The sequence below is a fragment of the Caballeronia humi genome (assembly GCF_001544475.1).
Taxonomy (GTDB): domain Bacteria; phylum Pseudomonadota; class Gammaproteobacteria; order Burkholderiales; family Burkholderiaceae; genus Caballeronia; species Caballeronia humi.
The window spans coordinates 38,509-61,557 of sequence record NZ_FCNW02000014.1; the positions used below are offsets into that span (position 1 = coordinate 38,509).

A 23,049-nucleotide genomic window follows, 5' to 3' on the forward strand; every position below is an offset into this window, starting at 1 on the left:
GGGCGGACGGCGCGTCGTTGCGCGCCGCCTCGAATGCTTGATTTACGCTTTGCCTGTAAATACCGGCTCGACGACACCACGCGCGCCGGGTGTCGCGAAGAAAACACCGCCCGCGTGCGCGTCGCCTTGCAGCGCCGCTTCGTCGAGGCCGATGCGCGCGCTCGTCACATATAGCGTCCCAAATTCCGCGCCGCCGAACGCGACGCAGCTCGGCTGCGCGGTCGGCACCTCGACGCGCGCCGTCTCGCGGCCGTCCGCTCCGTAACGCACGACGCGCGCGCCGCCCCACTGCGCGTTCCAGAGGCCGCCATCGCGGTCGATGGCGGAGCCGTCCGGTTCGCCGGTTTCGTCCTTTAGCTCGACGAACACGCGATCGTTGCCGAACGTCGGGTAGTCGCAGGCGCGGATTTCACGCGTCGGCGAGTCGCAGTAGTACATCGTCGCGCCGTCCGGGCTGAACGCGATGCTGTTCGAAATCGCGCAATCACCGAGCGGCAGCCGTTCCAGCGATAAATCCGCGTTCAGCCGATAAAACCCGCCGATCGCCTCGGCCTTCGCCACGTCGTGCTTCGTGCCGAAGACGAAGCGGCCCTGGCGGTCGCATCGGCCGTCGTTCACGCGCGTCGGCAGGCCGGCTTCGACTTCCATGACCGTGTCGATTGCGCCCGTTGCGAGGTTGAAGAACGCGAGCCGCGACGCGAGCCCCAGCAGCAGGAATCCCGGATCGGCGCACAGAGCGAAGCACGCGAGCCGCTCGGGCATCGCGAACGAATGGCTCGTCCGGTCGCGCGGATCATAGCGCCACAAGCGCGCGCCTTCAATGTCGGTCCAGTAGAACCGCCCGCTCGACGCGCACCACGTCGCGCCTTCGCCCAGCGCGCACTGGCTGTCGACCAGGAGTTCGGCGGGCGCCGCCATCATGCCCAGCCTGCGTCGATAACCATATCCTGCGCGGTCATCATGCGGCTGTCGTCGGAGGCGAGGAAGAGCGCGGCGCGCGCGAGATGCACCGGCAGCAGTTCGCCGTCGATGCACTGCCCTTCCTTGAGCGTGCGGCGGCCGGCGTCGTCGAGCCACAGGCGCTTTTGCTTTTCCGTCATCACCCAGCCCGGCACGAGCGTATTCACGCGGATGTTGAACGGCCCCAGATCGCGCGCGAGGCCGCGCGTCATGCCCTGCACCGCCGACTTCGCCGTCACGTAGACCGGATAGCCGCCGTTCTTGAGCATCCAGCTCACCGAGCCGAGATTGATGATCGAGCCGCCGCCGAGCTGCTTCATGTCCTCGATCACGGCTTGCGCCGCGAAAAACTGGTGCCGGATGTTCACCGCGATGCCCGCGTCGTACGACTCGGGCGTCACGTCCTCGATCTTGTGGCGCTTGTCGTTCGCGGCGTTGTTCACCAGCACCGCGATCGGTCCGAGCGCATTGCGCACGTCGGCGATGCCTTTTCGCAACGCGTCGATATCGGTGAGATCGACGCGCAGGAACATCGGCCGGAAGCCCCCTTCGGCGAGATCGGCGCCGAGTTGATCGGCCAGGGCTTCGCCTGCGTCAGTATCGATGTCGAAGAACGCGACCTTCGCGCCCTGATCGAAGAAATGCTCGACGAAACCAGCGCCGATGCCGGTCGCACCGCCGGTGATCAGCACTGTCTTGCCGGCGAGGCTGGGATAGCGCGCGAGCGCCGTATCGATGGATGCCATGCTCGTTCTTCCCTCTGACAAATGGTTAGTCACGCGATCCGCGGTTCTTCAACTGGTCAAGCAGCACCGCCGCCAGCAGAATCGCGCCGCGCACGAGGTACTGATAGAACGCGTCGATGTTCAGCAGGTTCATCACGTTCTCGACCGTGCCCATGATCAGCACGCCGATCACGACGCCCGAAATCGTCGCGCGGCCGCCCAGCAGCGACACGCCGCCCAGCACGCACGCCGAAATCACGTTCAGCTCGAAACCCTGCGCGGCGTTCGGCTGACCGGACGTGATGCGCGACGCGAGGATCACGCCCGCCAGCGCGGTCACGGCGCCCTGAATCAGGAAGATCCAGACACGCGTGCGCTCAACGTTGATCCCCGCGAGCCGCGATGCTTCCGGGTTGCCGCCGATCGCCAAAGTATTGCGACCATACACCGTTTGGTTGAGCAATACGCCAAAAACGATGAAGCACGCAAGCGTGACCCAGATCGGCAGGGAGATGCCGAAGAGCGTCAGTCCGCCGAGCGCGATAAAAGTATCCGACGACACGCCCACCGCCTGCCCGTGCGACACGATAAAACCGAACCCGCGCACGATCTCCATCGTCGCGAGCGTCGTGATCAGCGCGTTGATGCGCAGGTACGCGATCACCGCGCCGTTAATGAAGCCGATCACCGCGCCCGCCGCGACCGCCGCGACGATCGAGATGAACGTGTTGCCGGTGGCGTTGAGCACCATCGCGCAGAGGACGCCAGCGAACGCGATCGTCGAGCCGACCGAGAGGTCGAAGTCGCGCGACGCGAGGCAGAACATCATCGTGCACGCGACCATGCCGATCTGCGAGATCGAGAGCGCGAGGCCGAGCATGTTCTCGATCGAGAAAAAGTGGTCGACCGTGGCCGACATCGTGACGAACATCACGATGAAGATCACGATCAGGCTGTATTCGGTGATCTGCTGCCACCATTTCTGCTTGTCGTTTTTCTGCGGAATCAGCGCGTTCGCGACCGATTCGCTCGCCTGGCTGACGATGTTTTCTCTTGCTTCCATGATTCGCTCCGTATTCCTTGAACCCGTTCAGGCCGCCTTGGCCGTCGTATCCGACTGCGGCAGCGCGAGACTCAGCACCGATTGTTCGTTCGCCTGCGCGCGTGGCAATTCACCCGCAATCCGACCCTGCCGCATCACGACGATCCGGTCCGACACGCCCAGCACTTCCGGCAGCTCCGACGAGATCATCACGATCGCGCAGCCGCGCTCGGCCAGCTGATAGATGACGTTGTAAATTTCGTGCTTCGCGCCGACGTCGATGCCGCGCGTCGGTTCGTCGAGGATCACGACTTTCAGGTCCGGTTCGGCGAGCCAGCGCGACAGAATCGCCTTCTGCTGGTTGCCGCCCGACAGAAAGCGGATCTTCTGCTTGCGGCTCGGCGTCTTGATCTTCAGCAGCTTGATGAAGCGCTCGGCCGTCTGCGCTTCCTTCTTGCGGTCGAGGAAGAACCCGCCGTGCAGATAGTGCCGGCGGCACGAGATGTTGATGTTCTCCGCGACCGTCGCCATCGCGATCACGCCTTCTTCCTTGCGATCCTCCGGACACAGCACGATGCCGTTACGGATCGCCTCGCCGGTGCTGCGCACCTTGATCGGCTTGCCGTCGAGTTCGATCGTGCCCGCTTTTTTCTTGTCGGCACCGTAGACGAGGTGCATCAGTTCGCTGCGCCCCGCGCCCACGAGCCCGAAGAACCCGACGATCTCGCCGCGTCGCACTTCGAAGCTGGCCGGCGCGTTCAGCGCATGCCCTTCGACGTTCGCAACCGAAAAGCGCACCGGGCCGAGTTCGCGCGGCTTGTAGTCGTAGATGTCGCTGATTTCGCGGCCGACCATTTCCTGCACGAGCGTCTCGCGCGGCACGTCGGCGAGCTTTTCGTGCGACTTGATTTTGCGGCCGTCGCGGAAAATCGTGCAGGTGTTGCAGAGTTCATAAATCTCGTCCATGCGGTGCGAGATGTAGATCAGCGCGCGATTGTCCGCCCGCAGATCGCGCACGAGCTTGAAAAGCACTTCGGTCTCGCGGTGCGAGAGCGAGCTCGTCGGTTCATCGAGGGCGATCACGCGCGCGTTACGCAGCAGCGCTTTACAAATTTCCACCATCTGCCGCTGCGCGATCGAAAGCTTGCGCAGCTTGGCGTTGGGGTCCAGATCGACGCCCATCGCCTGCAGGCGTTCCTTCACATGCTTTTTCGCTTCGCGCTTGTTCACCCAGCCGAACGTGCTCGGCAGCGCGCCGAGCAGCAGGTTTTCGGCGACGGTGAGATCCGGCACGTATTGCAGTTCCTGGTGGATCACCGCGATCCCGGCCGCAATCGATGCCGCCGCGCTCGCAAAATGCACTTCGTTGCCGTCGATGAGCACGCGGCCCGAGTCGGGCTGATATTCACCGCCGAGAATCTTGAGCAAGGTCGATTTACCTGCGCCGTTCTCGCCCATCAGGCCGTGAACCTCGCCTGCGTGGACGTCGAACGACACGCCGTCGAGCGCGCGCACGCCTGGAAACACCTTGCCGATATTGTCAAAACGCAGCGTCGCTGACACATCGCCTCCTTGAGTTCTTCAAAGGCCGCCCGATAAACATACGTGGGCGGCCTTTCTTCCACCTGACGTAGAAACTTACTTGGCCGACGCCAGGCCCATCTTTTCACGCACTTCCGCCACGTTGTCGCGGGTCGCGAGCATGCCGCTCGTGAGCGTGAGCTTCGGCGGTTCCTTGCCGTCCTTGATCCACGCGTACATCAGTTCCGACGTTTCCTCGCCGTGGCGCTTCGGGCTGATGATCACAGTGCCGTAGAAGCCGGTCGGGTTCGGCTTCTTGAACTCGTTCAACGCCGAATCCGATCCGCCGATCCCCACGCCGATCATGTTGTCCGCCTTGAAGCCCCGGCCTTCCGCCGCGCGCACGGCGCCGAGCACGCCTTCGTCGTTCAGCGCGAACGCCACCCAGTGCTTGAACTTCGTGTTCTTCGTCAGCGCGATGTTCGCGGCGTTGAACGCGTTTTCCGTGTCGGTCTTCGCCTGCGGCGCCATGATGATGTTGGCCTTCGGGAAGCCCGCCGCGACGAGCGCGTCGGCGGCGCCGGTCGTGCGGTCGTGGGCGGTCGGGAGCTGCTCGTAGGTCACGTCGATCGCGCCGACGTCGGCCATGTTCCAGCCACGCTTCTTGATCTCGGCGGCAATGCCCTCGCCCACCTGCTTGCCGATGTTGTAAGCCGAGATGCCCATGTGCGGCACTGATTCGATCGGCTTGCCGGCACCGTCGACGAGGCGATCGTCGACCGTCATCATCTTCAGGCCGTCGGCCTTGGCTTTTGCCACGATGCCCGGCCCGAGCTTCACGTCCGGCGTGCAGATCACGAAGCCTTGCGCCTTCTGGGCGGCGAGGTTGTCGATCGCGCTCATCACCTTTTCGCCCGACGGCGCGCCGATCTTCACGAGCGTGAAGCCTTTCTCCTTGGCGGCCATTTCCGCGAACTTCCACTCGTCCTGGAACCACGGCTCCTCGGGCTGCTTCACGAGAAAGCCGATCTTGACCTGATCGGCAGCCTGCGCGACCGGTGCCGAAATCAGCGTGGCGCTCGCGGCGGTGGTCGCGGCAACCAGCGTGAGGAACATTCTGCGTTTCATGTTGTGTCTCCTGACGTTTGTTTCTTGGTCCATGCGCTTTTTCAGAGCGCTAACGAAGGTGTTGGCCGCGTGTTCTTTGTCGTGATGCCCGCACCGCGGCCTATGCGTGAATCTTTCTCAATCGTGGTAAAGCACCGACCGCCCGCCATCCACGGTGATGCAACTCGCATTGATGAACGGCGCCTCGTCAGATGCGAGGAACACCGCCGTCATCGCCACTTCTTCCGGCCGGCCCATGCGTTTCATCGGCTGGAGATCGAGCGTCGCCTGCTTCGCGGCGGCCGGATCGGGTTGCTCGTTCCACCAGTCGTACGCGAGCTGCGTCTCGATGTAACCCGGCGCGATCGCGTTGACCCGCACGTTGCGCCCCGCGTATTCGATGCCGAGCGCGCGCGTGAGGCCAATCACGCCGTGCTTCGCGACCGGATACGGGAAGCAGCCGCGAATGATCTTGAAACTGTGCGTCGAGGCGATGTTCACGATGCTGCCCGCGCCGCGCTCGACCATGCCCGGCAACACCGCGCGGCAGCCGTTCCAGACGCCGTCGAGATCGACGGCGAAGCAGCGGCGCCAGTCTTCGTCGGTCATGGTGAGCGGGTCGCGGAACATGTTGATGCCCGCGTTGTTGACGAGCACGTCGACCGGACCGAACGACGCTTGCGCCCGCGCGACCGCTTCCTGCACCGACGCGCTTTGCGTCACGTCGGTCTGCACGGCGAGCACGTTCTGCGAGCCGGTGTCCCGGCCGATGCGCTCGGCCGTCGCGCGCGCCGTCTCGATATCGAGTTCCGCGATCACGACCGCAGCGCCCTCGCGCGCGAACGCGGTAGCGATCGCCGCGCCGATTCCGCGCCCGGCCCCCGTGATCAAACCGACTTTGCCGGAGAGACGCGCCGTCATTTCTTCTCACCCCGCGCGATGCGCAATCCGTTGACGAACGCCTTAGCATGCGATGCCGTGACGGCCGCGCTCTGCCCCGGCGTGTACAGCGCCGAGCCGAGGCCGAAGCCGTTCGCGCCCGCCGTGAGGAACGGCCCCATGTTGTCGGGCGAAATCCCGCCGACCGGCACGAGCGGCACCGCCGCCGCGATCACCGCGCGCCACGCCTTCACGACGTGCGGCCCGAGCTGCTCGGCCGGGAACATCTTCAGCACGTCGGCGCCGTTCTTCAGCGCGATGAACGCCTCGTTCGGCGTCGCGACGCCCGGCGCGCACGCGAGGCCCTGCGCTTTCGCGGCGCGCACGACATCGGCGTCGCTGTGCGGCATGACGATCAGGTCGCCGCCCGCAGCCTTCACCTGCGCGACGAAGCTCGAATGCAGCACCGTCCCCGCCCCGACGATCGCGTCGGCGGGCAGCGCCCGGCGGATCGCGGCAATGCTGTCGAACGGCTGCGGCGAATTGAGCGGCACCTCGACGATGCGAAACCCCGCTTCGTAGAGCGCGCGGCCGTGCTCGGCGGCATCGGCGGGTGTGACGCCGCGCAGGATCGCGATCAGCGGACAGGCGCTGAACGCGGCGTCGAGTCCGGCGTGCGGCGCGTACGGCGCGGGCAGGTTGATGTGAGGCTGCATGTCGCTACTCCCTTTAATCAGTTGACGCGGACGGCGGCGCGCACGAGTCCCGCTTGCGCCGCGATGCGAAAGAGGCCGCGCTCGGTGGCATCGGCGACGGTTTTCGCGTCGTCGCAGCCGAAGCGTTCGAGCGCCACGCGATACCGCTCGCACAGCGCCTCGTTGCCGATCAGCCGCAGCGTCCGCCCCGCGAGATTCGACTGCTCGCGCGCGAGCACTTCGTTCAGTCCGCGCAATTCGTGGCCGATCAACAGCCCCGACAAATAGTCCGACTGCTGCTCCGGTGCGAGCTGGCCGGTCAGCCCGAGCGTGCGGGTGCTGAAAATCGTCGCGAGCATGCCCGCGTGACCCGCGTCCTTCGCCGTATCGACGCCGCGAATGAACGCGTCCGGGTCCTGCTGCGCGGTCGCGCGCATCGTGCGGCCGAGGATCGTGTGATCGCGCAGCGCGCCGAACGTCTCGCCGGTCATGAACGTATAGAAGCGCTCGATGCGCCCTTCGAACACGAACGCCCACTTCGCGTGCGTGCCCGGCAGGCCGATCAGCGCGCCGTGCGGCTCGTGTTCGAGCGCGGCGTCGCCAGCGAGCGCGCCGACGATCTGCGTTTCCTCGCCGCGCATCACGTTCGGCATCGCGCCGGCCTGCAGCACGCCGGGCACGATGTGGACCGTCGCGCCGTTCGCCGCCGTCACCTCGACGATGCCTTTCACGAGCGCGGAGGCATCGGCGGGCGTTTCGACATACGGCGCTTCCACCCAACCCTGCGCGCTGCCGACCATGCCGGCGGCGATCACCGGCAGTCCGGGATGGCTCGCGAGCCAAGCGCCGCAGGTTTCGTCGAATGCCTGGTCGAAGCCGCCCGCGGGCAGCTTCATGATCCCCGCCGGCGACGCGCGCGAATCCAGCACCGCGCCGTCGTCGCCGAGCAGGTAGGCGCGCAGCGCGGTGGTGCCCCAGTCGAGGGCGACGAGCGCGGCGGCGTGCTTCGGGGTCACGTCGCTCATCGCTTGATCCTGCGCGTCGTGGGCTGCGGCACGCGCCAGCCGAGTTCCTCCGAGATCGCGCGCGCTTCGCGCTGCACGACCGGAATCAGTTCTTCCATGCGCTCGTGCGGCATGTAGGGAATCGTGCTCGCCACCGAGAGCGCCGCCACGATCGCGCCCGACGCATCGCGCACGGGCGCCGCGACGCAACGGATCGACGCTTCGTTTTCCTCGAGGTCGAACGTGAAGCCGCCTTGCGCATAACGCGTCATGCGCTGCAAAAAGGTATCGATGTCGGGCCGATGGTCGGGCTTGAAACTCGCGCCCGCGAGCGCCCGGTGCGACGACTCCAGCAGCTTCTTCCACAACTCGTGCGGCAGGTCGAGCATCATCGCCTTACCGATGCCGGTCGACGCGAGCGGCATCCGATGGCCGACGCGCGAACGCATTTCGAGGCCGCGCGTCCCGGGGATCTTGTCGATGTAGAGGACGTCGTCGCCATCGCGCACGCCGAGGTGAATCGTGTCGTGGGTGTGCTGCGCGAGCGCTTCGAGATGCGGGCGCGCGACGGCGGTGAGCGGCATCTGTTCAAGCGCGATCGTGCCGAGTTCGATCAGCTTCGGCCCGAGCAGATAGCCGCCCTGCACTTGCCGCAGATAGCGCGCCTGCACGAGCGAGCTGACGAGGCGGTGCGTCGTGCTGCGCGTCGTGCCGAGCGCGGCGCCGAACGCTCGAAGATCGCGCGCGCCGTTCGCGGCGGCTTCGAGGATCGCGAGGCCGCGCAGGAGCGTCTGCGTGCCGGCTTGCTGTGGCGTGATGTCGACGAGCGCGCTCGGCAGCGCCAGCGAGTCGGGATCGCGACTGTTCGCGCTTGCGTTGGCTTTATCGACGGCTTTCGGCGCGACGGCGTCGGCGACGTCAAGGTCGATATCGGAATTCGTGGGCTTGTTCATGGCACTCGATGCTCGATACTCGTTGGACTGGGCGGGGCGGCGTCAGACGCGGGGCGTGAGATGCAAACGGCGCGCGGCGAGGGAAATCGCCTGACGTGGCGGCGCGGCCTGCGGGCGCAGGCGGTCGATCGATGGCATGGCTTGTCTCCGTTCTTTTTTCGCGCGGCTCGTGCTGGGTTTGCCGCATCGCGAGTGCCGTTCAGGCTGTGGACGGATTCTAGTTCCGCTTGTCTCAAAAATTCAATATGTGATTGCGCTGTTCATATAATGGGAGTTTCCCGACGAGCGCAAACAAAAAAGCCCTGATAAATCAGGGCTTTAGCCGTTTAGCATCATCGAACTAAAAAACTTACTGCGGCAATTCGGCTGCTCCCATGCGTTTAGCGATGACTCTTGCGCGCTGCGTCAAATACGCCGATCCGCGATGCTCGTCGAAGTACCGCGGGCGCGGCAGCATCACCGCGAGCCGCGCGCTTTGTGCGGGCGTCAGATTCGCCGCCGATGTCTTGAAGTAGTACTGCGCCGCCGCTTGCGCGCCATACACGCCGTTGCCCCATTCCACCGAATTGAGATAAATCTCGAAGATGCGTTCCTTGTCCATCAGCAGTTCGAGCATCCACGTGATGACAAGCTCATCCGCCTTGCGGATATAGCTCTTCTCCCGCGACAGGAAAAGATTGCGCGCGAGTTGCTGCGAAATCGTGGACCCGCCCGCGACGATCTTTCCGCGCGCCTTGTTCTTCTCCCAGGCTTGCAGGATGGCGTCAGTTTCGTAGCCGTTGTTGCTTGCGAAGTTCGCATCCTCCGACGCGATGATCGCGCGCTTCAAATTGCGCGAAATCTGGTCGTACGGAACCCAGGTGCGCTGGATCGACAGATCAGGCCGCTCCTGCTTGAGCCGCCACGCATCGGAACGCATGAAGGCGGTCGACGACGGATTGACCGTCGTCCAGATGGCGATCTGCGCGAAAAAGTAGAGTTGCGTCGCGAGGAACGCGATGGCGAGCACCGAGACGCCGTACAGAATCCAGCGCGCCGGGCCGAGACGAACCGCCGTTTTCGTTCTTGTCATGGCAGGAAGTCCGCGCGGTCCGGTGGATCAGGCTTGCGCGCTCAGAACCTTGCGCAGTTCGCGCAGCACGACACCGCCGTCGGGCCGCACGCCGCGCCACACAAAAAATGACTCCGCCGCCTGCTCGACCAGCATCCCGAGCCCGTCCGACGCGCGCGCGCCGAGCGCTTCCGCGTGACGCATGAACACGGTCGGCTGCGGGCTGTACATCATGTCGTAGGCGAGCGAGCCGGGGCCGTAGACGCCGTCGTCGCAATCGGGGAGCGCGGCGTCGAGGCTGCCGGCTGTCGCGTTGACAATCACGTCGTACGGGCCGGCTTCGACCGAATTCGCGCCGCCGCCCGAAAAGCGCACGTGCGCGGCCTCTGCGGCATCGGCGAATTGATCGACGAGTTGATGCGCTTTGGCTGCCGTCCGGTTCACGATCGTCAACGCGGCGGGCTTCTTCTCGAACATCGGCAGCACGACGCCGCGCGCCGCGCCACCCGCGCCGAGCAGCAGAATCCGCGCGCCTTCGAGCCGCACGCCGAGGTTCTGCTCGATGTCGCGCACGATGCCGATGCCATCGGTGTTGTCGCCGCGAATGCCGTCGACGGTGAACGCGAGCGTATTCACCGCGCCCGCCGCAGCGGCGCGCGGGGTGAGCGATTCGGCGAGCGCGTGGGCGTCGAGCTTGAACGGAACGGTGACGTTCATGCCGCGCCCGCCCGCTTCGATGAACGTGCGCACATCCTGAGCAAACGCGCCGATCGTTCCGAGAATGCGGCCGTATTCGACCGGCTCGCCCGTCTGCTCGGCGAAGCGCGCGTGAATCCACGGCGACTTGCTGTGTTCGATCGGATTGCCGATCACGGCGTAGCGGTCGAGGTTCATCGCGTCTCCGTCGCGTCGGTGGAGGGTTGTTCGGGCTCGGCGGCCGGGACTTCCGGCGTGGCTTCGGCCTGCGCTTCGGGTTCGCTTTCGGCGCTCAGATCGGTCGTCTCGATAATGTCCTCTTCGGCCTCCTCTTCGGCGACTTCAGCCGATGCCGACGGCGCATCGATCACGTGCAGCAGCCGGCACGACGCTTCGACGGTCAATTCATCGATCGACATCACGTCGAGCATCACCTTCGTGCCACGCGCGTGCACGCCGAGACCCGGCACGTGCAGCATCAGGGGAATCTCATCGAGACGCACGAGATCGTCCTTCACCACCGCCGCCGCCACGTGCTTCCTGTTCTCCTGCTTGAGCCAGCGCAGGCACCAGAAATACTCCATGCGGCGCTGATGATCGGCGTAGGCGGAATAGGTATCGTCGAAGCCCTGCACGACGGCGAAGAGATCGGCGTCCTTCGGCTTGAACGGCGCGGCGAGTTTGGCCGTGACGCCGTGCTGCACGCACGCGAGCAACTGCCACTGGTTCACCAGATCGACGTAGCGGCGCAGCGGCGACGTGCTCCAAGCGTACTGCGCGACGCCCAGGCCTTCGTGCGGCGCGGGCGTCGTCTGCATGCGGGTGCGCTTTGGACCCGGCCCGCCGAAACCTCGCTGCGAACGATAGATGCCCGGCACGCCGTGGTCGTTCAAAAAAGCGCCCCAAGATGAATTTGCGAGAATCGCCAGTTCCGCGACGATCAGATCGAGCGGCGATCCGCGACGGCGCGGCGTGATCGTGATGTGTTCGCCTTCCACATAGAAGTTGAAATCGTTGTTGCGCTGCACTTCGCGACGCAGGCCGTAAGTCGCGCGCGCTTCCTGCCGCTTCTCGAACAGCGCCTGCGCGAGCGGCCACAGGACCGCGATGTCTTCCTTGTGCGCGTAATCGCCGCTGCCGTTCGCGAGCGTTTCCTCGGTGACGAATTCATCGAGATGGTTGTGGCGCAGGTTGCTCTTCACGAACACGCGCTCGGCGCGCGTCTCGGTGGCGACGATCTCCTGCGTCTCGCGATTCACGATGATGTAGAGCGACAACGCCGGACGCAGCCCGCCCTCGGCGAGCGTGAACGCCTCGACGACGCTGTCGGGCATCATCGTGATCTTGTCGCCGGGCATGTAGACCGTGGACAGACGCGTGCGCGCGATCGCATCGACCATGTCGCCGCGCGCGATGCCGAGCGCCGGCGCCGCAATATGAATACCGACGCGCACGCGGCCGTCCGCGAGATGCTCGACGGAGAACGCGTCGTCGATTTCGGTGGTCGTGACGTCGTCGATGGAGAACGCTTCGACGTCCGCTTCGGGCAAATCCTCAGGCAGCGGCGGAATCTCTACCGCCGGAAAACCGATGCCGTGCGGGAAGAATTCGGACAGGAAACGCGCTTCGTGCAATGCCCGCGCCGACGGAATCCCGCCGCATTCGAGCATCAGCCGCGCTTGCGAAATGCCGCGCGCGGCAGCGGCGGCTTCGAGCGCCTTGTATTCGATCGAATTCTTGTCGGGCTTGGTCAGCAAGCCGATCGCCTTGCCGACGAGCGCCTCGGGCAGCTTGCCCGCCTTCAGTTCCTCTTCGTAGCCGGCCTGCACGAGCGCCTGCTGGCGCTTCTTTTCCAGCGACGCGAGCGCCATCTGCAATTGTTCCTGCGGCGCGCGCTGATATTGCCCGCGCCCCTTGCGGCGGAAATACACCGGCGCGCCGTGCATGCGCAGCACGAGCGCCGCGCGTTCGACCGCGCCGAACTTGTCGCCGAAATAATCGGCGCCGAGCGTCGCGAACGGAAACTCTTCGTTGGGCGCGCATTCCCACAGGAAGTCGAGGTCGATGTCCTGAGCGATGGTGTCGGCTTCCTTCATCAGGTCGCCGGCGGCGGGCTTCTCGAACTCGAACAGCACGTCTTTCGCGCGCACTTTCGCTCGCCGGCCGCCCGGCAACTCGACCTGGAACGCGTCGCCCTGTTTCGACAGGACCGCGCCGGCCTTGAAACTACCCGATTCCTCGAAGAAAACGTTCACTCAATACTCTCGCAAGACTGTGGACCGGCGAGCGCGATTGCTCGCCGTATTCGATTTAGCTTAGGGCAACGTGGATCTGGCGCTGGTTTTAAACACCGCGTGCGCTCACGGCGGACGGCGCGCTCACGCCGCCGCGGACGCCACCGTCGCGGGCGGACGCGGCGCGCAAAACGCGAGCACCTCGTCCAGATACTTCGGAAAATCGCTGATCGCGTGATCACCGCCCTGGATCAGCGTCGTGCGCACGTTGGGGTAATGCTCGAGCATCGTGCGGTAGTCGAGCACTTCGTCGCCGGTCGCGGCTATCAGATAGTAGCGCTCCGGCCGCGTGATGGCGTCGACGCCGAGCGCGCGCAGTTCATCGAGATGAACCGGCGTCACGACAATGCTGCCGCCGCCATGCCACAACGGCTGCTCGCCGAGGTAATGGCTCAGATCGCGCTGCGGCACGACCGCTGGATTGAGCAGTACCGCGCGCCAGCCGTGCTTTTCGGCGAGGTAGGTCGCGTAATAGCCGCCGAGCGAACTGCCGATCACCGTGACATCCTGCGTATCGGCTATTGCCACCAGCGATTCAGCCAGCGCGATCGCTTCGCGCGGCGAAACGGGCAAGACCGGGCACCGCCATTCGTCGAGCCGGCCGAGTTCCGCGAGACGCGCGCGCATCACGCGCGCCTTGAACGATTGCGGTGACGAGCGAAAGCCGTGCAGGTAGAGAATCACGCGTGGCCCCTGGCGGGTCGCGCCGACAGCGCGTCCAGCAGTTTCTGATGCACGCCGCCGAATCCGCCGTTGCTCATCACGAGGACGTGATCGCCCGGCTCGGCGGCGGCGGCGACCGCCTTGACCAACGAGTCTATTTCGTTGAATGCGCGCGCCTTTTCTCCGAGCGGCGCGAGCGCTTCGGCGAGATCCCAGCCGAGCTTGTCGCGGCCTTCGCGCGCCCCGTAGCCGAAGACGAGATCGGCGTCTTTCAGGCTCGCCGGCAGTTGCGCCTTCATCGTGCCGAGTTTCATTGTGTTCGAGCGCGGTTCGAGCACGGCGAGAATGCGCGCCGCATTGTCCGCCCCGCCGATGCGCGTGCGCAATCCGGCGACGGTGGTTTCGATGGCGGTCGGATGATGGGCGAAGTCGTCGTAGACGGTGATGCCGTCGACGCTGCCCTTTACTTCCATGCGCCGCTTGACATTGCGAAAACTCCCGAGCGCCTTCACCGATTGCGACGGCGGCACGCCGACCGAGCGCGCCGCCGCGATCGCCGCGAGCGCGTTCATGCGGTTGTGATCGCCCTGCACCTGCCAGTCGACGACGCCCATCCGCTCGCCTTCCCAGTACACGGCGAACTGTTCGTCGACGGTCGCGCCGTCCGTGGCGGGAAGCGCCTGCCAGCCGCCGTCGACGCCGAAGCGCTCCACGCCTGACCAGCAGCCGCGTGTGAGCACGCGTTCGAGCGCGCCCTCGCGGCCATTCGTCACAATGCGCCCGACGCTCGGCACGGTGCGCACGAGATGGTGGAATTGCGTTTCGATGGCGGCGAGATCGGGGAAGATGTCAGCGTGATCGAATTCGAGGTTGTTCAGCACCGCCGTGCGCGGCCGGTAGTGGACGAATTTCGAGCGCTTGTCGAAGAAAGCGGTGTCGTACTCGTCGGCTTCGATCACGAAAAAGCTCGAATCGGTCAGCCGCGCCGAAATGCCGAAGTTCAGCGGCACGCCGCCGATCAGAAAGCCCGGATTCAGCCCGCCTTCCTCCAGCAGCCACGCGAGCATCGAACTCGTCGTAGTCTTGCCGTGCGTGCCAGCGACCGCGAGCACCCATTTGCCAGCAAGCACGTGCTCGCCCAGCCACTGCGGCCCCGACGTATAAGGCAGCCCGCGATCGAGAATCGCCTCCATCAGCGGATTGCCGCGCGTGACCACGTTGCCGATCACGAAAAGGTCGGGTTGCAGCGAAAGCTGTTCGACGCCGTAACCTTCGATCAACTCGATGCCTTGCGCTTCGAGTTGCGTGCTCATCGGCGGATAGACACCGGCGTCGCAGCCGGTGACTTTGTGGCCCGCCTCGCGGGCGAGGACGGCGAGACCGCCCATGAAAGTGCCGCAGATGCCGAGGATGTGGATGTGCATAAAGCGTGGTCGCGCGCGGGGCGCAGTCTCGGAAAACACAGGCCGGGCGGCTTACAAGGGCCCGACCGCGAAGAAACAAGAAGGCGCTTATTGTAACCGAGGGCGCCAGCCGCTCCGGCTTTCCGCACGGCCGTTTGCCGCAGCCGGAAGGCTCCCTGATCTCTAGTATGATTCCGAGATGATTCGCAAATCTCATTTCGATCCGCAGCGCGTTCGCGAGGAAATCGCGATCGCTGCCGCGCGGATGATCGCCGAGGACGGGCTCGACTATTCCACCGCGAAGCGCAAGGCGGCGCGGCAGGTTGTCGGCGAGTCGAGAGTCGGCGGCGAATGGCTGCCGGACAACGACCAGATCGAAGAAGAGATCCGCGAGTATCAGGCGATTTTCCAGAGCGACACGCAGCCCGCCGTGCTGCGCCGGATGCGCGAAGTCGCGCTCGACTGGATGCTGCGGCTCGAACAGTTCAATCCGTATCTGACCGGCGCTGTGTTGAACGGCACGGCCGGCGAACATTCCGACATCCATCTGCAATGCTTCTGCGACAACCCGAAGGAAGTCGCGATTTACCTGCTGAACGCGAACATTCAATATGACGTGTCCGAAACGCGGCACTTCGCCGGGCGCGGCTATGTCGAAACGCTGAGCTTCCTGAACCGGCCGACGCGCGCGGAAGATCCGATGGGCATCCACATCGCGCTCTACGACACCAACGATCTGCGCGGCGCCGTGCGCGCCGACGGCCGCGGACGGCTGGCGCGCGCAAATGCGTCGGCAGTGCGCGCGCTGCTCGGTCCCTCCGACACCCCGCCGGCCATCGGCATCGCCGGCTGATCACGGCTCAACGCACTTACAAGCATCTACATGAACTCGAAACGCATCCTGGCGGCCATCGTGGTCGCGATCGCCGCGACCGCCGGCGGCTTCTACGCCGGTCACCTGATGACGGGCGGCACGAGCGAAGCGGCTTCGTCGTCGAACGCCGTCGATCATTTGTGGACCGCGACGCTTCAAAACGCCGACGGTACGCAGCAATCGCTCGCGGCCTTCAAAGGGAAGCCGATCGTGGTGAACTTCTGGGCATCGTGGTGCGGACCGTGCGTGAAAGAGATGCCCGCGCTTTCCGCGCTGCACACTCAATATGAAAAGAAGGGCATCACGTTCATCGGCCTGGGCGTCGATACCGAGAAAAACATCAACGATTTCCTGCGCAAGGTGCCGGTGAGCTATCCCGTGTACATCGCAGGATTCGGTGGCGCCGACCTCGCCCGCCACTTCGGCGATGACGCGGGCGGTCTGCCATTTACCGTCGTAATCGATGCAAAAGGCGTCGTACGGTCGACAAAACTCGGCGAAGTTGATCCTGCCGAGCTGAAACACACGCTCGACGCGCTGTAACAGTTATTCACGCGACTCACGCAAATTGGCGCCGGAAGGCGCCAATTTCGCAACCATTTGCTTATTTTTGAGAGAACATGCGGGCACGCGCGTCGCGGATGGTGTAATTTGTGCCGGCAGCAAGTTGAGCGCCGCCCTGTAAAACTAGACAAAATTCTCTAAAGAGCGCTAAAGTGCGCCCAATTCGCACAAACCGAAGCGACTATGACATCAACGCTGACGCTGCGCAGCATTCATCCGAAATTGGGCGGCATCCGGGAACCGGATGCCGCCGTTCACGTAGCGGCGACCGCCATGCGCGCCCCGCTTCACCGCAGCAATCGCAGCAATCGCAAGTGCTTCCGGCATCAACATCACTGTACCGGCCAGATCGCAATCAACGCGCTCTCGTGCAGACAGGCACTGCCGCCGGCACGTTGACTCGCCGGCCATGCAACACCCATAAATCAAGTCAAGCACCGGAAGCACTTCCGGTCTCCAAGTATTGAAAGGGGATTTTTCGATGGACCTTCGTAAACTCAAAACGCTGATCGACCTCGTCTCGGAATCCGGTATCTCGGAACTCGAAGTGACCGAGGGCGAAGGAAAGGTTCGCATCGTCAAGAACGCGGCGCCCGTTTACATGCAGGCGCCCCAGCAGTACATGCCGCAAGGCCAGCCGCAGCAGGCGCCGCAGTTCGGCCCGGCCAGCGATGCAGGCGCCGCCGCTGCGCCGGCCGCGGCTCCCGTCGCTGCCGCGCCCGAAGGCCACATCGTGACCTCGCCGATGGTCGGCTCGTTCTACCGCGCGCCGTCGCCGGGCGCGGAGCCGTTCGTGCAGGTTGGCGATACGGTGAAGGAAGGCCAGACGATCTGCATCATCGAAGCGATGAAACTCCTGAACGAGATCGAGTCGGACAAGTCGGGCGTCGTGAAGGAAATTCTGTGCGAGAACGGTCAGGCGGTCGAATACGGCCAGCCGCTTTTCGTGATCGGCGAGTAAGCCGGGCGAATTCATGCCGCGTCGACGCGCCGCGCTTCATCGGAACGCGCACGACGGCGTGGGCAAATTCAGGCATTCGCCGCGTCCGCGTGAGCGCTCCGGAGCATTCGGAGCAGCAACGCGCCGCCGATCCTCCAGGGCCGCACAGCCGGTCCGCTGATGAGTCGAATAATTGCTATGTTTGAAAAAATCCTCATTGCGAACCGTGGCGAGATCGCGCTTCGCATCCAGCGCGCGTGCCGCGAACTGGGCGTCAAGACGGTCATCGTCTATTCCGAAGCCGACAAGGAAGCGAAGTACGTAAAGCTCGCTGACGAAGCGGTCTGCATCGGACCGGCGCCGTCGAACCTTTCGTACCTGAACATGCCGGCGCTCATCAGCGCGGCCGAAGTCACCGACGCCGAAGCGATCCACCCCGGTTACGGCTTTCTCTCGGAGAACGCGGATTTCGCGGAGCGCGTCGAGCAGTCGGGCTTCACGTTCATCGGGCCGCGTCCGGAAACGATCCGCATGATGGGCGACAAGGTCACCGCCAAGCAGACGATGATCAAGACCGGTGTGCCGTGCGTGCCGGGCTCGGAAGGGGCGTTGCCCGACGATCCGAAGGAGATCGTGAAGATTGCCCGCACGATCGGTTATCCGGTGATCATCAAGGCGGCGGGCGGCGGCGGCGGGCGCGGGATGCGCGTCGTGCACACGGAAGCGGCGCTCGTGAACGCGGTCAACATGACGCGCGAGGAAGCGGGCCGTGCGTTCGGTAATCCGCAGGTCTATATGGAAAAGTTCCTCGAGAATCCGCGTCACATCGAGATCCAGATTCTCGCGGATTCGTTCCGCAACGCGATCTGGCTCGGCGAGCGCGATTGCTCGATGCAGCGCCGCCACCAGAAGGTGATCGAAGAGGCGCCGGCGCCGGGCGTTCCGCGCCGTCTGATCGACCGGATCGGCGACCGTTGCGCGGAAGCGTGCAGGAAGATGGGCTATCTCGGTGCGGGCACGTTCGAATTCCTGTACGAAAACAACGAGTTCTATTTCATCGAAATGAACACGCGCGTGCAGGTCGAGCATCCGGTGACAGAACTGATTACCGGCGTCGATATCGTGCAGGAACAGATTCGGATCGCCGCGGGCGAGAAGCTCTTGTTCCGCCAGAAGGACATCCAGTTCCGCGGCCACGCCATCGAATGCCGGATCAACGCGGAAGATCCGTTCAAGTTCACGCCATCGCCGGGACGCCTCACGTCGTGGCATTCGCCGGGCGGGCCGGGAATCCGCGTCGATTCGCACGCGTACAACGGCTATTTCGTCCCGCCGAACTACGATTCGATGATCGGCAAGCTGATTTCCTACGGCGCGACTCGCGAGCAGGCGATCAACCGGATGCGTATCGCGCTGTCGGAAATGGTTGTCGAAGGGATTTCGACCAACATCCCGCTGCATCGCGAGATGATGATCGACGCGAAGTTCGTCGAGGGCGGCACGAGCATCCACTACCTCGAAAACAAGCTGGCCGCGCGCCAGGCGGCCGTCGCCGCTGAAGAGGCGTAAGCAAAAATGAGTTACCGGGAACTGATCGCCGAACTGGATCGCGAGCACGCGGAAGCGCTGTCGGACGCGTTGCTGGAAGTCGGCGCGCTGTCGGTATCAGTGGAAGACGCCGACGCCGATACGCCCGACGAGCAGCCGCTTTTCGGCGAGCCCGGTCTCACGCCGGAACAGAGCGCGTGGAAGCACTCGCGCGTCGTCGCGCTCCTCGCCGAAGACGCCGATCCGGCCGTCCTGCTCGCGGCGGCATCGAACGAAATCGGCCTGGCGCACGCGCCGACTTTCTCCGTGCGCGACGTCGAGGAACAGGACTGGGTGCGGCTCACGCAGTCGCAGTTCGATCCGATTCCGATCGGCGAGCGAATCTGGGTGGTGCCTTCGTGGCACGCCGCGCCCGATCCGGACGCGCTGATTCTCGAACTCGATCCGGGGCTCGCGTTCGGCACCGGCAGTCATCCGACGACGCGGCTTTGCATGGAATGGCTGGAGCAATCGGTTCAGACAGGCCAGTCGGTGCTCGACTACGGCTGCGGCTCCGGCATTCTCGCGATCCTCGCGAAGAAGTGCGGCGCGAATCCGGTGTTCGGCATCGACATCGATCCGCAAGCGGTAGAGTCCGCGCGCCAGAACAGCGAGCGCAATCACGCGGAAGTCACCTACGGCTTGCCCGCCGATTGCCCCGCCGGCGAATTCGATATCGTTGTCGCGAATATCCTTTCGAATCCGCTCAAACTGATGGCGTCGATGCTCGCCGCGAAGGTGAAACCGGGCGGTCGGATCGCGCTCTCGGGCATCCTCGCGCGACAGGCCGACGAGGTCGCGGCGGTCTATGCGCGCTGGATCGACATCGGCGTCTGGCGCGAACACGAAGGCTGGGTATGCCTCGCCGGGATTCGACGCGAAAGCCTTTAGAATAGCGCCATCGTCCACGAACCGGCCTCAGGGCCTGCGGCTCAAACATGGCGCTGGCAACCCGCTGTCCTCACTGCGACACCGTATTCCGACTCGATCCGCATCTGCTCGCGCCGCATGATGGCCGCGTGCGTTGCGGGCATTGCCAGGAAGTCTTCGACGCCGCGCATTATCAGTTCGAGTTGGCGCCGGAAGGGGTCAAGGCTGCTGCTGACGTTGGGCAGGCGGCTGCCGCTTCGTCGCTGGCAGCATCCAGGGCGGAAACGGTGAACGGCACGGCCGTCGAGCACGCGGCAATCAAGACGGAGCCCATTGCGCCGGTTCCAGCAAGCGAGCCAATCGCGGCAGCGACCCCACCGGTCAAAAACGAATCGGCCTTCTCAAACGAAGGCTCGGACGACGCCGCCGCCGAACTGGAACAACCGCAAGCCGCACCCGCTCAGACGCCCGCACTCGACTCCTTCGGCAAGCCGCATACGAAATCCTTTATCGCGAGCGGAGTTGCGACTTCAGCAACGTCAGCCGCGCCCGCCGCAACCTTCGACGAAGAGAAAACCGTATTCGCAGCGTTTGGGCATCGTGTCGATGAGAGCCCGGCGCGAAGCGAATCGCCCGCCGAACCGGCGACGAGCCGAAGCACAGAATCGATGAATGGCGAACGCGTCGAGCCATCGCTGGAAACCTCGGCGAAGGCGTCTGCGGAATCGTATGCCGCCACATCCCCAGCCGATACCCAACAAGGCAAGCGATTCGTACGCGCTCGCACCGGCCCGCTCGCGGATCATCCAGCCGAACCTGAATCGAAGGCCGAAGTCCACGAAGCACACGATACGCGCAGCGAACCGTTCGTCGGGCCGTCCGCGCACGCTCGCACCGCGACGCCCGAAGCCGAGGCCACGACCCCGCCGCCCGCCAGCGCCCCCTGGCCCTCCGATCCCGAGCCGCGCTTCAACGCGCCGCCCTACGCCGGTACACACAGCGGCGAAGCCGAGCCCTACCCGCCACTTCGCGACAAACCCTCGCTCCTGCGCTCGCCGGCGTTCTGGCGCGTCGCGGGCCGGGTGATCGCGGTCGTCCTCGCGATCACGCTCGTGCTGCAAATACTGTGGTGGCAGCGCGAAAGCGTGATGGTCTACTTTCCGCCCGCGCAGTCGCTCTACGCGAAAGCGTGCGAGGCGTTCGATTGCGCCGTCACGCCGCCGCGCGACATCGACGGCTTGCAGATCGAGAACTCGAATCTACGCCAGGTCGACGGCCCTCACCGGCTCGAACTGCGACTCGCGCTGCGCAACCGGTTCGACGTCGCGCTCGCGTACCCGGCGCTCGAACTCACCCTCCTCGACGACAAGAACAACATCGCGATTCGCCGCGTGCTGTGGCCGCAAGATTACGCGCGGCCCGGCACGGTGTTCGTGAACGGCCTCGCGCCGCGCAGCACGCAAGCCGTGATCGTGCGGCTCGATACCGGCGAAGCGGTGGCCGCGAACTATCGCGTGCAGGTTTTTTATCCGTGATGACCGCACGCCACGCCCACCCTTCGCTTTCTTTCCCCGCGCGCATCCGGTCCCGGGCGCGCGCATTCCTCTGAACATCACACGCAATCAGGAGCGCAACATGAGTCAAGTCACCCTCGGCGGCAACTCGATCGATGTAGGCGGCACGTTCCCGTCGGCGGGCCAGCAGGCTGCCGACTTCACGCTGGTCGGCGCGGATCTCGGCGACCTCAAGCTCGCGAATTTCGCCGGCAAGCGCAAGGTGCTGAACATCGTGCCGAGCCTCGACACGCCGACCTGCGCCACGTCGACCCGCAAGTTCAACGAATCCGCCGGCAAGCTCGACAACACGGTCGTCGTGGTCGTCTCAGGCGATCTGCCGTTCGCGGCCAAGCGTTTCTGCGTGACGGAAGGCCTGGAGAACGTCGTGACGGCATCGACGTTTCGCGGCACCGATTTTGCGAAGGCCTATGGTGTAGACGTGACGAGCGGCCCGCTGAAAGGGCTGACGGCGCGCGCGGTTGTCGTGATCGATGAAAACGACAAGGTCGTGCATTCGGAACTCGTGCCGGAAATCAAGGACGAGCCGAACTACGACGCGGCACTCGCTGCACTGAAGTAAGCGATCTGTGTGCGGACCGTTCGCGGTCCGCGCATTCATCAAGCGGTGACCTCGCTCATCAGGTCGAACCTGCCGCCGCCTGATGAATGCGCCATCGAAACGCGCAATTCTTTCTCACCTATTCGATTCAAAGGACGTTTGCCTTGGCTACGCTCATCTGCGGCTCGCTCGCCTACGACAACATCATGACCTTCCAGGGGCGCTTCGGCGACCACATCCTGCCGGACCAGGTGCACATGCTGAACATCAGCTTCCTGGTCCCGACGATGCGCCGCAACTTCGGCGGCTGCGCGGGCAACATCGCGTACGCGCTGAATCTGCTCGGCGGCGACGCGAAGATCATGGCGACGCTCGGCGACGCCGACGCGCAGCTCTACATCGACCGGCTGGACGCGCTCGGTCTCTCGAAGGACTACGTGCGCGTGTTGCCCGGCCAGCACTCGGCGCAATGCTTCATCACCACCGATCTCGGGAACAATCAGATCACCGCTTTCCACCCCGGCGCGATGATGGAATCGCACCTGAACCACGTCGACAAAACTACCGGCATCACGCTCGGCATCGTTGCCCCGGATGGTGCCGACGGCATGCGCCAGCACGCCGACCAGTTCGCCGCGAAGGGCGTGCCGTTCGTCTTCGATCCGGGCCAGGCGCTGCCGATCCTCGAAGGTGTGGAGCTTCGTCACATGATTGAACTTGCCTCTTACGTGGCGGTCAACGATTACGAAGCCAAGTTGTTGAGCAACAAGACCGGCTGGTCCATCGAGGAGATTGCGGGCCGCGTCGAGGCGCTGGTCGTCACGCGCGGCGAACACGGTGCGCAGATTCATCATGAGCGAGGGGTCGAGGAGATTCCGGCGGTGAAGGCGCAGCAGATCGTCGATCCGACCGGTTGCGGCGACGCGTTCCGGGGCGGCTTGCTGTACGGTATCGAGAACAAGCTTGGCTGGGAGAAGACCGGTCGTCTTGCCAGCCTGATGGGGTCACTCAAAATCGAACATCAGGGACCGCAGACTTACGCGCCCACGCGCACCGACATCGAAGAACGTTTCAAACAGGCTTTCGGAAGCAGCCTGTCGTAATTA

Annotated in this window: 23 protein-coding genes; 8 read left to right on the forward strand and 15 right to left on the reverse strand. The window is 64.5% G+C overall.

Translation table 11 applies throughout. The annotated features are described in order from the left end of the window. Positions 1–42 precede the first annotated feature (42 nt). The 14 genes from AWB65_RS15270 to mpl form a co-directional block, all read right to left on the reverse strand. On the reverse strand, positions 43–921 hold the full coding sequence (locus tag AWB65_RS15270; RefSeq protein WP_200821726.1) for an SMP-30/gluconolactonase/LRE family protein: 879 nt from the start codon (positions 919–921) through the stop codon (positions 43–45). Beyond that, positions 918–1,706, reverse strand: coding sequence for an SDR family NAD(P)-dependent oxidoreductase (locus AWB65_RS15275; protein ID WP_087667960.1), 789 nt, complete (start codon positions 1,704–1,706; stop codon positions 918–920). Before AWB65_RS15275 ends, AWB65_RS15270 begins: the two co-directional genes overlap by 4 nt. A 25-nt stretch (positions 1,707–1,731) precedes the next feature. Then, entirely contained in the window at positions 1,732–2,748 is a 1,017-nt protein-coding gene (araH, locus tag AWB65_RS15280; RefSeq protein ID WP_087667961.1) for an L-arabinose ABC transporter permease AraH, read from the reverse strand. Positions 2,749–2,775: 27 nt separating this feature from the next. Further along, a complete protein-coding gene (gene araG / locus AWB65_RS15285) occupies positions 2,776–4,290 on the reverse strand; it encodes an L-arabinose ABC transporter ATP-binding protein AraG (protein ID WP_087667962.1) in 1,515 nt (504 codons plus the stop codon). A 75-nt stretch (positions 4,291–4,365) separates the two neighbouring features. Next, on the reverse strand, positions 4,366–5,376 hold the full coding sequence (locus tag AWB65_RS15290; protein ID WP_087667963.1) for an arabinose ABC transporter substrate-binding protein: 1,011 nt from the start codon (positions 5,374–5,376) through the stop codon (positions 4,366–4,368). A gap of 117 nt (positions 5,377–5,493) precedes the next feature. Next, positions 5,494–6,276: an SDR family oxidoreductase gene (locus AWB65_RS15295; protein WP_087667964.1), complete on the reverse strand. Its 783-nt coding sequence runs from the start codon at positions 6,274–6,276 to the stop codon at positions 5,494–5,496. Beyond that, positions 6,273–6,950, reverse strand: a complete 678-nt coding sequence (locus AWB65_RS15300) for a 2-dehydro-3-deoxy-6-phosphogalactonate aldolase (RefSeq protein ID WP_087667965.1) — start codon at positions 6,948–6,950, stop codon at positions 6,273–6,275. The genes AWB65_RS15295 and AWB65_RS15300 overlap by 4 nt, the downstream gene beginning before the upstream one ends. Before the next feature lie 17 nt (positions 6,951–6,967). Further along, on the reverse strand, positions 6,968–7,954 hold the full coding sequence (locus tag AWB65_RS15305) for a 2-dehydro-3-deoxygalactonokinase (protein WP_087667966.1): 987 nt from the start codon (positions 7,952–7,954) through the stop codon (positions 6,968–6,970). Then, the gene (locus AWB65_RS15310) at positions 7,951–8,886 is read right to left on the reverse strand and encodes an IclR family transcriptional regulator (protein WP_087667967.1); all 936 of its coding nucleotides are present in this window, start codon (positions 8,884–8,886) and stop codon (positions 7,951–7,953) included. Before AWB65_RS15310 ends, AWB65_RS15305 begins: the two co-directional genes overlap by 4 nt. A gap of 349 nt (positions 8,887–9,235) precedes the next feature. After that, entirely contained in the window at positions 9,236–9,958 is a 723-nt protein-coding gene (gene mtgA / locus AWB65_RS15315) for a monofunctional biosynthetic peptidoglycan transglycosylase (RefSeq protein WP_087654735.1), read from the reverse strand. A gap of 27 nt (positions 9,959–9,985) precedes the next feature. After that, positions 9,986–10,831 carry a shikimate dehydrogenase gene (gene aroE / locus AWB65_RS15320; RefSeq protein WP_087667968.1) on the reverse strand — a complete coding sequence of 282 codons (846 nt, stop codon included), beginning with the start codon at positions 10,829–10,831 and terminating at the stop codon, positions 9,986–9,988. Then, a complete protein-coding gene (locus AWB65_RS15325) occupies positions 10,828–12,888 on the reverse strand; it encodes a ribonuclease catalytic domain-containing protein (protein WP_087667969.1) in 2,061 nt (686 codons plus the stop codon). The genes aroE and AWB65_RS15325 overlap by 4 nt, the downstream gene beginning before the upstream one ends. Positions 12,889–13,011: 123 nt before the next feature. Then, positions 13,012–13,611, reverse strand: coding sequence for a YqiA/YcfP family alpha/beta fold hydrolase (locus tag AWB65_RS15330; RefSeq protein ID WP_087667970.1), 600 nt, complete (start codon positions 13,609–13,611; stop codon positions 13,012–13,014). Further along, positions 13,608–15,014: a UDP-N-acetylmuramate:L-alanyl-gamma-D-glutamyl-meso-diaminopimelate ligase gene (gene mpl / locus AWB65_RS15335; RefSeq protein WP_125474138.1), complete on the reverse strand. Its 1,407-nt coding sequence runs from the start codon at positions 15,012–15,014 to the stop codon at positions 13,608–13,610. Before mpl ends, AWB65_RS15330 begins: the two co-directional genes overlap by 4 nt. A gap of 178 nt (positions 15,015–15,192) precedes the next feature. On the opposite strand from mpl, the gene AWB65_RS15340 reads away from it, so the two are divergent. Beyond that, complete coding sequence (locus tag AWB65_RS15340; RefSeq protein WP_087667972.1) at positions 15,193–15,846, forward strand: UDP-N-acetylmuramate--alanine ligase; 654 nt, start codon at positions 15,193–15,195, stop codon at positions 15,844–15,846. A 30-nt stretch (positions 15,847–15,876) separates the two neighbouring features. After that, complete coding sequence (locus AWB65_RS15345) at positions 15,877–16,410, forward strand: TlpA family protein disulfide reductase (RefSeq protein ID WP_087667973.1); 534 nt, start codon at positions 15,877–15,879, stop codon at positions 16,408–16,410. Between the two features lie 210 nt (positions 16,411–16,620). Here the strand turns inward: AWB65_RS15345 and AWB65_RS36935 are convergent, their stop codons facing one another. Further along, positions 16,621–16,878 carry a hypothetical protein gene (locus tag AWB65_RS36935; RefSeq protein ID WP_235007631.1) on the reverse strand — a complete coding sequence of 86 codons (258 nt, stop codon included), beginning with the start codon at positions 16,876–16,878 and terminating at the stop codon, positions 16,621–16,623. A gap of 34 nt (positions 16,879–16,912) precedes the next feature. Here AWB65_RS36935 and accB point away from each other — a divergent pair, with 34 nt between their 5' ends. From accB to AWB65_RS15380, 6 genes are all read left to right on the forward strand, one after another. Then, positions 16,913–17,392 (forward strand): acetyl-CoA carboxylase biotin carboxyl carrier protein, encoded by a 480-nt coding sequence (accB, locus tag AWB65_RS15355; RefSeq protein ID WP_087667975.1) that lies wholly within the window; start codon positions 16,913–16,915, stop codon positions 17,390–17,392. Between the two features lie 177 nt (positions 17,393–17,569). Then, positions 17,570–18,940, forward strand: coding sequence for an acetyl-CoA carboxylase biotin carboxylase subunit (gene accC / locus AWB65_RS15360; protein ID WP_087654743.1), 1,371 nt, complete (start codon positions 17,570–17,572; stop codon positions 18,938–18,940). Positions 18,941–18,946: 6 nt separating this feature from the next. After that, the gene (gene prmA / locus AWB65_RS15365) at positions 18,947–19,849 is read left to right on the forward strand and encodes a 50S ribosomal protein L11 methyltransferase (RefSeq protein ID WP_087667976.1); all 903 of its coding nucleotides are present in this window, start codon (positions 18,947–18,949) and stop codon (positions 19,847–19,849) included. A gap of 47 nt (positions 19,850–19,896) precedes the next feature. After that, positions 19,897–21,363, forward strand: a complete 1,467-nt coding sequence (locus AWB65_RS15370) for a DUF3426 domain-containing protein (protein WP_087667977.1) — start codon at positions 19,897–19,899, stop codon at positions 21,361–21,363. Between the two features lie 100 nt (positions 21,364–21,463). Beyond that, positions 21,464–21,964: a thiol peroxidase gene (gene tpx, locus AWB65_RS15375; RefSeq protein ID WP_087667978.1), complete on the forward strand. Its 501-nt coding sequence runs from the start codon at positions 21,464–21,466 to the stop codon at positions 21,962–21,964. 143 nt (positions 21,965–22,107) lie between these two features. Then, positions 22,108–23,046, forward strand: coding sequence for a carbohydrate kinase family protein (locus tag AWB65_RS15380; protein WP_087668034.1), 939 nt, complete (start codon positions 22,108–22,110; stop codon positions 23,044–23,046). Positions 23,047–23,049: the final 3 nt, after the last annotated feature.